The 13,147-nt window shown below is 55.7% G+C and carries 12 protein-coding genes; 4 read left to right on the top strand and 8 right to left on the bottom strand.

Features of this window, described 5'->3' with window-relative positions; all coding sequences use genetic code 11:
- The first annotated feature begins 173 nt into the window (after nt 1-173).
- The 3 genes from RS897_RS36365 to RS897_RS36355 all read left to right on the top strand — a co-directional run bounded on the left by RS897_RS36365 (nt 174) and on the right by RS897_RS36355 (nt 1,814).
- Entirely contained in the window at nt 174-392 is a 219-nt protein-coding gene (locus RS897_RS36365; protein ID WP_315833483.1) for a helix-turn-helix domain-containing protein, read from the top strand.
- Nucleotides 393-639: 247 nt separating this feature from the next.
- The gene (locus tag RS897_RS36360; RefSeq protein WP_315833482.1) at nt 640-906 is read left to right on the top strand and encodes a DUF3892 domain-containing protein; all 267 of its coding nucleotides are present in this window, start codon (nt 640-642) and stop codon (nt 904-906) included.
- Nucleotides 907-923: 17 nt separating this feature from the next.
- On the top strand, nt 924-1,814 hold the full coding sequence (locus tag RS897_RS36355; RefSeq protein ID WP_315833481.1) for an AbiTii domain-containing protein: 891 nt from the start codon (nt 924-926) through the stop codon (nt 1,812-1,814).
- Nucleotides 1,815-1,891: 77 nt separating this feature from the next.
- Here RS897_RS36355 and RS897_RS36350 read toward each other — a convergent pair.
- A protein-coding gene (locus RS897_RS36350) for an IS3 family transposase (RefSeq protein ID WP_315833480.1) occupies nt 1,892-3,081 on the bottom strand; the annotation gives its coding sequence in 2 pieces (ribosomal slippage) (nt 1,892-2,832 and nt 2,832-3,081; 1,191 coding nt in all).
- A 927-nt stretch (nt 3,082-4,008) separates the two neighbouring features.
- Between RS897_RS36350 and RS897_RS36345 the strand changes: the two genes are divergently transcribed.
- Nucleotides 4,009-4,404, top strand: coding sequence for a GFA family protein (locus RS897_RS36345; protein ID WP_315833479.1), 396 nt, complete (start codon nt 4,009-4,011; stop codon nt 4,402-4,404).
- 34 nt (nt 4,405-4,438) lie between these two features.
- Here the strand turns inward: RS897_RS36345 and RS897_RS36340 are convergent, their stop codons facing one another.
- From RS897_RS36340 to RS897_RS36310, 7 genes are all read right to left on the bottom strand, one after another.
- A complete protein-coding gene (locus RS897_RS36340) occupies nt 4,439-5,632 on the bottom strand; it encodes a cytochrome P450 (RefSeq protein WP_315833478.1) in 1,194 nt (397 codons plus the stop codon).
- Nucleotides 5,633-5,665: 33 nt separating this feature from the next.
- Nucleotides 5,666-7,417 carry a fatty acyl-AMP ligase gene (locus RS897_RS36335; RefSeq protein ID WP_315833477.1) on the bottom strand — a complete coding sequence of 584 codons (1,752 nt, stop codon included), beginning with the start codon at nt 7,415-7,417 and terminating at the stop codon, nt 5,666-5,668.
- Between the two features lie 7 nt (nt 7,418-7,424).
- Nucleotides 7,425-8,522, bottom strand: a complete 1,098-nt coding sequence (locus tag RS897_RS36330) for an LD-carboxypeptidase (RefSeq protein ID WP_315833476.1) — start codon at nt 8,520-8,522, stop codon at nt 7,425-7,427.
- Nucleotides 8,519-9,268, bottom strand: coding sequence for a S66 peptidase family protein (locus RS897_RS36325; RefSeq protein WP_315833475.1), 750 nt, complete (start codon nt 9,266-9,268; stop codon nt 8,519-8,521). The genes RS897_RS36330 and RS897_RS36325 overlap by 4 nt, the downstream gene beginning before the upstream one ends.
- Before the next feature lie 393 nt (nt 9,269-9,661).
- Nucleotides 9,662-10,234 carry an LOG family protein gene (locus RS897_RS36320; protein WP_315833474.1) on the bottom strand — a complete coding sequence of 191 codons (573 nt, stop codon included), beginning with the start codon at nt 10,232-10,234 and terminating at the stop codon, nt 9,662-9,664.
- A gap of 64 nt (nt 10,235-10,298) precedes the next feature.
- Nucleotides 10,299-11,288, bottom strand: coding sequence for an aldo/keto reductase (locus tag RS897_RS36315; protein WP_315833473.1), 990 nt, complete (start codon nt 11,286-11,288; stop codon nt 10,299-10,301).
- Nucleotides 11,289-11,619: 331 nt separating this feature from the next.
- Nucleotides 11,620-13,107, bottom strand: a complete 1,488-nt coding sequence (locus RS897_RS36310) for a hypothetical protein (protein WP_315833472.1) — start codon at nt 13,105-13,107, stop codon at nt 11,620-11,622.
- Nucleotides 13,108-13,147: the final 40 nt, after the last annotated feature.

The raw sequence follows: 13,147 nt of genomic DNA, 5'->3' as shown, positions 1-13,147 counted from the left end.
GTGCCCCGATATCCGATTCGGTACGTCGCGCCGCAGCGCTCAGCAAACGGCTCTACTTGTGAAGCGGTATACACTGTCACTGTGCTCAAACCAGGAAATCGCCAATTAGAGGTTAGTGATTTTATGACTCATAGTCTATGGGCCAAAGCGACCGGTTCTTTTGCTTTGCCTGAATGCGTTTGCAGGACCGAGTCGGACAAAACATTCAGGACTTGCGCCGAGCAAAGAAGCTCAGCCAAGAGGAGCTTGCCCATCTTGCCAATGTTCATCAGACCTACCTGAGCGGCGTCGAGACCGGAAAGAGAAATGCTTCCGTGGCCGTTCTCGAGCGGATAGCTGCAGCGCTTAGGGTTGACGCCGAAGAGCTGTTTCGTCGCAGGCGTCGTGTTTAGAGTGAGCGTTCAGGGGGTAGATCGAGAAGTTCGCATCGAACCGTTGTGTTATCTAAGCAATTGTAATAATGGCGAAAGTTTTCTTTGCCGTTGCGCCTGTTGAGTGTCAGTTCCTGTAATATTTAGAAACGGCCGATAGCTCACCATCTGTGGGAATCGTGCGTAAGTTGCGGAACGTATAGTCAATTCGCCACATTTTGTTCTATATATGTCCGCCCAGCCAATCGGTTGGATAGGAGAATAGGCGATGTCAGACGTTCAGATCACCTGCATCAACAAGCAACCGCGCAACGACCCGCATGAGGGTATCACTCATCTTGGAAATTCGACCGGAAAGTGGACACGTCAGCAAGTCGTCGAATGGATTGAACTTAGGTCGCATACGTTCTTTACGTATGTCGGCGGAAAGAGAGCCGACATTGGCGTCGTTGATGGTCCGAACGGGAAGTACCTACGGACCTACGCAGATGGCTATTGGAACGACAATCTGTTGGCTTTGCCAGAGTGTCGGTAATCACGCGAGAGTAACCGATGTCAGGTTTGATTGATGAAATTCAACGTGACGCGATTGACCCTAAGGTGCAGGTGTCTGCACTTCTTCGCAAAGTCAAAGTGGCTGCCTCAAAACTAAACTTGGCTCCAACGGAAAAATGGGTTGAACAAGAGCTCAGCGGTTACAATGAGGCGCCGCCAGAATACAGAGAGTTGAAAGGACATCCAAAAGCTCTAAACCCCTTTAGAGGATGGATTCCCATCATATTTGACGAACAAGAACTCAATGAAGGGCTTTCGTCTTGCAGTGTTCGACAATCGGTCGCTTCTTTGGAGGCTTTGATACAGAGAAATCAGAATAGTTTCGTTCAATTTCCGATCGCGCCTGGAACGATTATCGAAATCAACAGAATAATGGGAATAAATTTCGGTACGATGGCCGTCCACCTTTCGATCAGCCAAATTCATGGACTGCTCGATGCTGTTAGAAATTTAGTTTTAGAATGGGCGCTGAAATTAGAACGAGCAGGTATCAACGGCGAGGGCATGAGTTTCAATCGAGAGGAAAAGCAGTTGGCAAAAGTTGCATCCACCACAATTAACGTGGGCTCAATTGGCTCGATGGTTGGAAATCTAGGAGCTAACAATGTTTCCGGCGAGATATCGGCGGCAGGAATTTCTGTCAACGATCTTAGTGAGCTCATCAAACAGATCACGCCGCATCTCTCCGCCTTAAAGGTGGCAGGTGCCGATAGTAGCGCTATGGACGAATCCCTGTCTGAGCTTGCGAAACAGGTGAAATCGGAAGCCCCGGACCAGAAGGCTGCGCGAGGCGCGTTGGCTGATCTAAGAAATGCGCTATCTGGCGCTGCTGGTAGTCTCATCGCGTCTGGCGCAATTACGATGATCACAATGATCTTGGGAGGCTGAAAAGCGAAGGGGTAGCGAACCGCCTGATCGATCGGCCTTCCCTGTCACGGCTGAGGTGCTGACGTTGCCCCCAAGATTTATCCAACTCTGAGTTCGCTCTGGCTGTTGGGTTTGCCCGTGTGGGCGGTGGAAGCGACGGGAGCTGGCGCGGAGCCATCGATATAGCGCAGCGTCAGATCCCGGCGCGGGTGGAAGGTGAAGGCGAACTCGGAAGGCGTCCTCCATCCAAGTTGCGAGTGTGGTCGAGCGTCGTTGTAGTCGGCCCGCCAGCATTCGAGAATGACGCGAGCCTGGGCAAGCGACGTGAACAGCGTCTCGTTCAGCAATTCATCCCTCAGGCGCCCATTGAAGCTCTCAATGAAGGCATTCTGCATGGGTTTGCCCGGCGCGATGTAGTGCCATGCGACGCGGCTCTGGTCAGCCCAGGTCAGGATGGCGTTGCTGGTCAATTCGCTGCCATTATCGCTGACCACCATCTTCGGCTTGCCGCGCTCGACTATCAGGCGGTCCAGTTCCCGCGCCACACGGACGCCGGAGAGTGAGGTGTCGGCCACCAGCGCCAGGCATTCGCGCGTGCAGTCGTCCACGACGGTCAGGATGCGGAAGCGACGGCCGTCGGTGAGTTGATCCGACACGAAGTCGAGCGACCAGCGTTCGTTCGGCGCTATCGGCACCAGCATCGGTGCTCTGGTCCCGATCGCCCGCTTGCGGCCGCCACGGCGGCGCACCGCAAGCCTCTCCTCCCGGTAGAGCCGAAACAGCTTCTTGTGATTGATCGCATAGCCTTCCCGCTTGAGCAGGACATGCAGGCGCCGATAGCCGAAGCGGCGGCGTTCATGGGCGATCACCTTCATGCGCTGGCGAAGGCCCGCATCGTCCGTTCGGGTCGAACGGTATCTCATGGTCATACGGCAGCAGCCGATGGCTTTACACGCCCGCCGTTCGCTCATTCCGTGGGCATCCACGAGATGGGCGACAGCTTTCCGCTCGGCCGCGGGCGTCACCACTTCTTTCCCAAAAGGTCCTTCAGGGCCACATTGTCCAGCATGGCGTCGGCCAGCAACCGCTTCAGCCGCGTGTTCTCATCCTCCAGCATCCTCAGCCGCTTGGCCTCCGAGACCTCCATCCCGCCAAACCTCGCCTTCCACTTGTAGATGCTGGCGTCACTGACGCCATGCTTGCGGCATAAATCCGCAACCGAGACGCCGGCCTCGTGCTCCTTCAAAATCCCGATGATCTGCTCTTCCGTAAAACGGCTGCGCTTCATGCTCTGGTCCTTGTCATGGGCCAGAGCGAACTTCAAACTGGATTAAGCCCGGGGGGCAAGGTCAACCGCAGATCGAGTTGACGATAAGTCGAATAGATCGGGACCGCAGATCTTGACGTGCTGAGAGGAGGCCGGTGCGCGCAAATTGCGAAGCATGAAGGTGTTGAGAATCATGTGCGCTGACTGCTCGTTTCAGCGCGTACTGCGTCCGCTTCTGTGGTTGTGAAATCCGTGGAAAACCGGCGTGTGGGAGAGCTCAAAAATGGGCTGAACGTGACACAAAACGTCACACAATTCGGCACACGCGTCACACGCGACGTTTATTAAGTAATTGAAACCGCTTGATAAAACCGAAAGAATTGGGGTGCTTGGCGGAGACAGAGTCCGCCACGGGTCCAGGCGTCGGCCTGCTGGTCTCTCAGACGCGGCTTACTCATCTCGGCACGATCGAATTTAATGGCTGGCAGTTGAGGTAGGTCATCTGTCGATTTGGGGGTGTGGGATCCTATTCGCGCCGACCGCAAGCAGCCGGAGGCAATAGTCGAACAAACTAGAGCAACGAAGGTAACGGTGCCTAACAAGAGGTAGGTCTGGGCGTCTGCGTCACAACGAGCAGGCCAAAAGTGTTCAACCAAACGTCCAACACTAAAGTGTTCCAAAATCGTAACATCTTGAAATTCGTATAGAAATTTCGGCATTGTCGGGAAAGTGAAGCGCTTCACCAAGGTTCGAATCCTTCGCGTCCATGGGCTCGCTCAGTGGCATTGAAGCGTTCGTTGCGCAGAAGTTTTGGGCTCAGGTTCGTCGGGCATGACGCGGCTGATATCCACGGAAGTATCGGAAGGCTTTGAGCAGAGTTTCGCCGCTTCCTTAAGAGCCGGCCTTCGATAGTGAGTTGCGGGGACAATACCAGAAGAGGAGACAAAAATGCCGACATTTCGGGGAAGCTGCCTGTGTGGAGAGGTGGCGTTTGAGGTTGATGGACCATTTGATCGCTTCCTAAACTGCCATTGTTCGCGTTGCCGGAAAGCAACAGGGACGGCTCACTCTTGCGAGGTAATTGTCAAAACGGCGGCGTTTCGATGGCTTCGGGGGGAGGCGTCTGTTGTGCGTTTCGACCTGCCGCAAGCCCGAAGCTTTGCAACGGCGTTCTGCAAGAACTGCGGAAGCCCAATGCCGCATCTGACACGCAGCGGCCGTGAGGCGATCGTTCATGCAGGGGGATTCGATGAACCGCTTGGCGCTGCTCCCGAGCAACATGCTCATTGGTCATCGCGAGCTGATTGGTATGTTCATGGAGATGGGCTCCATGTGGAGGAATAATACCGTTGCGCGCTGAATGACAACGTCGACAGTTTCATGGAGCAAACTTAATTGGCAGTTCTGCAAACCCGCGGAACACGTAGCTGCTGCGCCGGCGGTAGGGTCCGGCAAACTGGATGCTGCTTGCGCACTCTACAAGGGCGGTAAGAAAGGCCTCAAGGACCGTTAAAGCGAGTTGCGCGCCGAGACAGTAGTGCCTAGCAAGTCCGAACGACACGTGAGCAAGGCCGCTGCGTTCAAGATTCAAAGTGCCTGCATCTGGAACGTGACGCTCGTCTCGATTGGCGGATCCGAGTGCGACGCAAACACGCTCGCCAACTCGTATGAACGCCCCCCCCAGATCCTGATCGCTGTTCGCCACCCTAGCGACAATTTGCACTGGAGGATCGAATCGAATTAGCTCCCGCGCTGCATTTGGTATGATGTCAGGGTGTTTCCGAAGGCAACGGAAGTACTCGGGAGATGCTGCAAGAGTGAATACAGCGTTTCCGATTGATGCGGATATGGTGTCTTGTCCAGCAGCGAATAACATTATGACTAGTGCACGCAGCTCGTCGGATGGCAAGTTGGCAAGTGAAGCGCTAGCCTCCGCTCGGCGGGCCAGTGTACGCAGGCTCTCCTCAGCGTGAGAAAGTGATGACAACGCGACGTCAAGGCCGTTTAAGCCGCCCTGAACGCTTTCATAGATGCTCATGCGCTGAAGTGGTTCAAACACTCTTAGTACTTGGGACGCAAGATTTGCGATGTGCTCACGATCGTTGATCGATATGCCTAGAAGAGTGGATGTAGCAACCACCGGCAGCGGCGACGCTAGTTGACGGATCGTGTCACATGGGCCTTCTAGCGTGCTCTTGCACACTATTCTTCGCGCATACGACCAGACCGCATTCCGCGCGAGATCAAGATTTCTCAAGGCATAAAGCGGAGCCAAAGAACGCTTCATGATCGCATGCTTTGGAGGTGACATAAAGAAAAGCCAGTTACTAAGCCGTTTGCCAAGTTCACCGTTGTCGCGGCCCGACGTGCGATCAACCTTGGCCTCTATAATCGCTGGCAGGTCGTATTCAGCGTAAGAGTCGCTTTCGAGTACCTCCCGCACATGCTCGTATCGCGTCACGAACCAAATCTTTCCGCTGAGCGAACCTAGCTGCATTACCGGTTTTGTGTCGCGCAAAAGTGCGTACTCTGGGTACGGATCATGCAAGAAATGTCTATCGAACAGAGTCATCCTCGCTCCTGCCCGGAATCGCATCGATAGTCATTAGGGATGCGCGGGCGCATTGACTCCAGAGCCTTGATCAAGTTTATTTCGCAAACCACGCGAGACCCATTCTGCAAGCGGATTGCAGGCATTCATCTCGAAAAGCCGCCGATACTCGAGCTTTTTAACTTTGCCACTGGACGTCATCGGCAGCGCTGCCTTGGGAAGCACCTGAACGCCGCTTAATATGACGTTCATTTCGTCTGCAAAGGCTTGGCGAACGTCGAAGATGATGTCGCTCAGCCGAGCAGGCTCAGAGTTGCAATGAGCGTTTAGCTCTACGGCAAGTACCAGTTCTGGACGCCCAGTCAACAGGGTGGCAAATACGATAGCCCGGCTCTGGTTTAATAGTTCGTCGAACGCCGACAACGCTACCTCGAAATCCTGCGGATAGAAATTGCGGCCGTCAAAGACGATGGCGTCATCGCTGCGTCCGACTACGAATAATTCTCCGTCGCAGACGAAACCAAGATCCTTCGTTAGAACCGTGCGAGGTAGAGCCCCATCTATGTGAGGATATGCGTTTCTTCCGCTGTCTGCATCTGCACTCCAATACCCAGGCGATACGCTAGGGCCATCGACCTTGATCTCCCCGAGCGTACGTTCTGGAAGAACACAACGAGAAGACGGATCAATTATGGTGACATGGACGTGACTGGTGATACGACCTGAACTGGTCAATCTGAGCGGTCGCTCCCCCCTCTCGTTTGTCTCATTGCGAAGCCCATAAACGCTTCCCCAATCAAACGATTTGATAGTAGGCCCATGCCCTTTTTCCGCGCCGGTCACGAAAAGGGTTGCCTCGGCTAGGCCATAGCAGGGGTAAAGAGCGCCGCCGCTTAGTCCTCGACGGGCGAATCGTTGCGCGAAGCGCTCGAGCGTCTCGGATCGCACGGACTCTGCGCCTACAAAGGCCACCTGCCAGTGACGGAGATCGATACAATCTTCCTGCTCCAGAGAAATGCGGTCTACACATATATCGTAAGCAAAGTTCGGGGCGCCCGAAGAATGCGCTTCAAATCTGGAAATGGCAGCTAGCCACCGCACCGGCTTTTGCAAGAATGCGGTAGGCGACATCAGGACGGCAACTCCTCCCTTAAATAGCGGCTGCAGGATTCCACCGATCAAGCCCATATCGTGATAAGCAGGCAACCAACTGACACCAACGAGACCGGCTTGGTGACCGAAGCAGTCGCTGATGTGGCGTTGATTGGCCATGATATTGCCGTGCGTCAGAATTACTCCCTTCGACCCGCCGGTCGTACCCGACGTGTATTGCAACAAAGCAATGTCGGAGCGCATGCGGGGCTCAAGAGCATCATCCGAAGCCTGTGTTGGGGGGGGCGCCGGATAGGGAATCCAATACATTGGGCGCTGCATCTGCAACTCTCGTTGGACCCGGGCTAGCGCTGACTCTGGTCCAATCACCATGGACGCGCCGCTATCCCAGATCACGGCTTCCAGCTTTTTGAGGTGGCGTCGCTGCAGCGGCTGAGGAACAGCAATAATACCAGCGTAAAGGGCCGCGAAGAACGCCACGATGAAGTCTAGCCCGGGCGGGAACAGCAATACGGCTCGTGAATTTCGTGAAACATAACGTCGCATAGTCAAGGCTAAAAACATAGAGCGCGTCCGCAATTCGCGGTAGGTCAGCGAAGCCTCGACTTCTTCGCCATTGTTGAGAAAGACGAGAGCTCGCGCCTCAGGGGAGGTGTCGGCGTAAAAGTCGATCATGTCCGTCAACGTGTCCATTGAACAGCTACCTAGCGAGCGAGCGATCTGGCCGGCTGGACGTGGGCATTGTGCCCGGGGCGCACCAGAACGCATCGGCGCGCGAATCGAGATGGCCATCTGATCCGAGTGGAAGCACCCAGGTCGGATCGGTGTGACCACAGTCGGCATCCACAAGTATAGGCCCGTCAAACTCAGCGCACCATTTCACAACTATTTCATCGAGTGAGGCCATCGAATCGTGGCGAGGCACCCGGCACGGATAACCGACGATCATACCTGAGAGCTGCGCAAGGATACCTCGTCTTGCCATCGCCGCAAGGTAAGCATCCGCTGCCACGACATTGCCGTTGTAATGGGTGAGGTCCCAGTAAAGAATTGCTCGCGCGAAAGATGGAGCCCAATCGGTATCAGCTACATCGACAAGCGTTGAAAGAAGGCCGCCGATAAGAGGGCCGCTCGCACAACCGTGCCTGAGCCAACGCCATCCGCCGGACAGGTTTCGTGGTCGGCCAGCCATATCATGGCTCGGGTCGAATAGAAACGGCAACGGCGCATCAGTCCTTGTCCCAACCGGTCGCAAATAAATTGGATCACAGCTCATGCAAGCGATTTGAAAGTTCTGCAGTGTCTCTGGGGCTGGTGCGGGAAATTCACCAAAGTGATTGGTGAAGCACACCGGTTGAAAGGAGATTAGCCGCGCCTTTGCGAGGATCGCGAGGTTGAGAGATGCATTGTTTGAATGACTGATGAAAATTTTTGGATTACTAGCGATGCAGTCGTAGTCAAGCAGCGGCAGCAGATCGAGCGAATGAACGCCGCCGATCGCGCACAGGATGCCAGCGACGGATGGATCTCTGAAAGCGTCGTTGATGTCTGATGCGCGTTCAGCCGCCGAGCCGGCGGCGTGTGCAACAGGCGCGAATGCATTCTTACCATAACTAACCTTGAGGCCCAAAGCCCTGAGCGCGGCTTCCGCGCGCTCGCGTCGCGCTTCGCTCATAAGTGCTAGCGCCGGCCATCCGGGACAGACAACCCGGATGGTATCTCCGACCGACAGGTGTGGTGCGCGCCGAAGATCGAAGCCTGAACCAGCCACTTCGAGTGAAACCGAGTTCGCCGTCATCCATCTGCCTCCCATTTCAAGATCCCATGACTTGGATGGACTTCAATGATTGCGCGGCGGCCGAGCGCAAGTTCCAACGATTGAACTCCGGGTCCGTCGAACACGTTAATCACGACAGGGCATGTCGTGCCCTCCATGACGTCGGAAAAGAGCTTACTGAGTGATGGATCCAACGGAGTCCTAATTTCGGCAATCGGAACCGTAGCAATGATGGCGCCGGCACGTTCCAAAACGCCGAGAAGTTTGAGCCGGCTCATTGCCCGATCGAGATCTCGTCGGCGTGCTTCGGCGCTTTGTAAAAACAATATCGCGCCTGTCGATTCGGGCCAGTCGGGACCGCCAGAAAGCAAGCTCAGTGCGGAGATGTTTCCCGCAATCGCCACGCCGGTGGCGTTTCCCGCCCGGAGTATCTCTGCTTGAACAATCTGCGCCTCGCCCGACTCTAATTCGTTTGTATTGCAGGTGTGGGAGGCAACACACGGCGCTCTCTTGAGCAGTTCGCGCAACGGCGGTCCATTTCGGTAGAGCTTAACCAACTGCTGCGCTGCAGCTTCTGCTGACGATCTATCCTCAGGCATACCGATGGTCTCCACAACTGGCGTCCCAACCAAGACCCTCAGCCCTGGAAAACGCGTTGCTAGTACGCTCAATACATGCGCATGCGCCGCTGCACCAACGATGGTTCCCGTCATAGCCTGCGGAAGATGCGGCAGGATTTCAGCGAGCATCGCATCGCCGAGTGACATGCCATTGAAGCCGCATCCGCCGGAAAGTACCGCAACGGCGCCGCTGGACAGGGTCCGCGTAAGGAGCGCCGCCCGCGCGCGCGCGGACCCCGCTTGGTGAAGGAGGCCGCCCCTACAGGGGGGAATTACCTGCGTGGGCACAAATTCAGATAAGATCCGACCGGCTCTATCTAGTGCCGTTGCGTATGGTCCCGGCATTGCCGACCCAAGCTGAAGCAGGTGCCATTCTGCCATATGCTAACTCCTATCGGGCTAACAGGCGTGCTTTCTTCTTGGAACGGATTCAGCGGGAAATATGCAAGTTCGTCCGGATGCTTCGAGATTCGTATCTTAACGCTCTGAATGGAGTTGGTATATGGGGGCCGCGTTTGAGCGCCTACGCGAAGATTCGCATTAGGGCGCCTCCAACAGCCCTTGGGGCCAAATGGCGGGAAGTCGGGTAAGCAGTGCGTCGATGGATGGGAACGCCTCGAAAAGGCGTTCCGGCGCCGCAACAAAGCCCATGCGGGTTAGATCGCTGATCGCATCAAGCAGAGGAGCTGCCGATCCTGCTACGTCGCAGATAAGAATTGGTTTGTCGTGAAGACCTAGCTGACGCGACGTCAACATTTCGAACGTCTCATCCAGAGTGCCTAACCCGCCTGGCATTGCGACGAAGGCATCCGCGATGTCAAACATGCGGCGTTTCCGCAGGTGCATGTTTGGTGTCACGATCAACTCTGTACAGCGCCTGTTCACCGACTCGCGCATCATAAAGAATTCCGGGATCACGCCTACGACATCGCCCCCGGCCATCAAGGCCGCCTCCGCAAGAGCACCCATGATGCCAGCGCCACCACCCCCGTATACTAGGCGGAAGCCCAATTTTGCTATTCCTCGCCCGAGCTCGGCGGCCGCAACCGAGAAGGAGGGGTCAACTCCGGGCCTTCCTCCGCAGAACACTGCTATCGAAGCATTGTAAGACATTATTCTCACCTGTGTCCGTCGACCGTTGTGCCCGGCGTCGGGGCGACAAAATAGGTGTGCTGGCTCATCGGTCATTATGCGACCTAATCAGATCCCCCTCAATCTCAGCAATGTCATTATTATTTAGGATGCGGCTCGCGGCCCCGAACACTGCGTCCACCTGTTCAGGTTTTCGTAGACCAACAATTGCACCTGTGACCGAATTTGTACGCAGCGTCCAAGCTACCGCGATCTCCGCGGCCGTGCAGCCATATCGCCTCGCGACCCGCTTCACCCGTTCGGCCTGCTCTAGATTTACAGACAGCTTCGGCTCCTGAAAGTCAGGCTGGCGCCGCCGCCAATCATCCTCAGGCAAGCTTGCCAACTTCTCTTTTGATGTCGTGCCGCTAAGCAGTCCTGAGTGCATGGGCGAATAGACTATTACGCCGATTCCTTTCTGGGCGCAGAAGGGTAGCACCTGCTGCTCAACCTCGCGCTGCAGCAGCGAATATTGTGGCTGCAGGCATGAGATCTCGGCGATCGACAATGCGGCTTGGATTTGCGGCACGTCGCAATTTGAGATACCGATTTCACGGACCTTGCCCTCCGCGCGGAACCGTGACATAGCGACCATCGCCTCTTCGATTCCACCTTTGTACGGTGAACGCCGCGGATAAGACGGAGTATGGATCTGGTAAAGATCAATGACCTCCGCCCCGAGCCTTAGGAGGCTTTTCTCGAGTTCGCGCCGCAGTGACGCCTCGCTGAGGCTTAAGGTATAGTTCTCGTCCTTGTCCCAGCGTATTCCGCATTTTGTGAAGATGAGTGGCCTAGTTCCGCCGGCCCTACGTTTGAGCAGGGTACCGACAAGCTCTTCGGCATGACCGATGCCGTAGACCGGTGCGGTGTCGATCCAATTCACGCCCATATCAAGTGCTCGTTCCATCGCAGCGAGCGAGTCGTGGTCGGACTGAGGACCTCGACCCCAGTTCTTGATGGGACCACCCATCGCCCATGTCCCGATGCCGAGGGGTGTGATATGGAGATCGGACTTTCCCAATCTTCGCCGGATCATGAGGCCTTACTCCAAACAAAACAGGGCTGCGAACTGAGCTGCAAGCTGATTGGATTGACAGTTCTCCTCAAGCGCACGGCAACGTCGGCAGGCCGGCTGATACGAAAAACAAATGCTCGAGCTACTTCGTCGAATGCTTCGGATCCGACCGTTGGAGCTGCTGTTGGCCCGGTGTTGTCGTTCTGATGAAGTCAAGCCAAGAACGTTTCTTCGCACGGGCCAGGTCGGATCAGGTCCGTTGCGCTGGTTCGTAATCGCCGATAGTATTCGCCGGCGTTGCTGACGAGTTGAGTATTTTGCGAGGGAGATGGGTGGCTTGCTCGCGGGGCAGCTAAGCCGCCGTCGCCAGTTTCAGGTACTCCTCGTAGACGGCCGTGCTCTTGCCGAAAGAGATCGCTGCTGCTTTCGCGCCGCATACCAAATGCATCCATCGCCAAGGTTCGCGCGTAGTATGAAACTCTTCGACGATAGATTGATGGTGCTTGACGGCGTGGGTTTCCGTAAAGTCATCGTGACACGCAATTTCAGCTAGCTTTCCGATAAGCGCCTCCGAATTGTAGCCATGCTGGACGTAATATTGCGTCAGGTTAACAGTCGTCTTGACTTCCGGTACGGCTAGCATGAGGTCTTGGCTTACCACCTTTGACCAATCGGTCGGCGGCTGAGCATGAATACTCTGAATTATAGCGTCCAGGAGGCCTGCCTGCGAGCGCCCAGGCTCGGACGGGGCCGTTGGCTGGGTCGACCGCTGCGCAGGATCCATTCGGCTCTGCGTCAAACGGATCTCTGGTCCGGTATGCCAGGTTAAGAGCAGCAGTAATTTGTTGCTCACGCTGAGACCGTCGACACCAAGTAAGTAGCGTCGCAAATTTGCGCTGGTGTGAAGATGAACGTCCATTGGGTTGCCGGTCTGCGAGCGCAGGAATAGGCTGCAAGCACCGATGGAGAGAGCCTCGCCAGCGCCCTCTATTGACAATCCTCGAGCCAGCGCGTCGGCGATCATCGGCGGAATATCGCCGTAGTCATCGCATCGGCCAAGGGCCTCGCCGAGGCGACCGATTTCGTGGGTTTCATCGTCCCCCGTCTTCTGACGCAGGACACGGGTCAAAAGTTCGTGCTTTTCGATTAGTGCGTCTATTGCCGGCATTGGCGAGGCGATCGTATCATCGGAAACAATCGGATGCCGTGTCACGTAGCGCACGACCGGCCGCATCAGCAGCGGTAAGTATCTCTTGTCGATTACGCCTGTTTCAAACGCGCGCCACAGGAGGCCCGGCAAGATGAAATAATGATCATCATGGAAATTCTTTCGAATCGCCACGCTAATGAGGAGATCGAAGGCTTTTATGGTTGGCATCTGGCTCCAGAGTGAAAGAAACAGATGATCTGTATGGTTGTAGTCGCCCCACGCAACGGCGGCCTGGAATGCGGACTTGGTAGCCTCGACACCGCCAGCATCAAGAGGTTCGAACTCGAGCAACTGGTATGGCCCCATCGCGGGGTGTCGGATATTTTTGTTGGAAAGCACTACGTGTTGCAGCACCGGGATGAAGCGTCGCTCACCGTCGAGCCGATGAGCTAACTTAGAGGTCGCGTAGAGTCCCGCCAACGAATGCAGAGGGCCGCCGTGATGCTGTGATGGCATATCGGTGGAGCGAGTCACCGCCAGGGCCGAGGCCGTTAATGCTGTCTGGAGCGGAAGCCCGTTACGCAGCTTCTCCAACAAACGCTCAACGACCACTTCTGTCGGCGTCTCCTCGATGAAATTTACCAATGGCTCGATGTCTGCGGGATACTGGAGGCGGCTCGGAACTGGCATATGACCTCTCGTAAAGTAGGGCAGGCTAGCCCATTTGGAT

This window comes from Bradyrhizobium prioriisuperbiae (genome assembly GCF_032397745.1).
Lineage (GTDB): Bacteria > Pseudomonadota > Alphaproteobacteria > Rhizobiales > Xanthobacteraceae > Bradyrhizobium_A > Bradyrhizobium_A prioriisuperbiae.
This window is presented reverse-complemented; position numbering and strand designations above follow the sequence as displayed.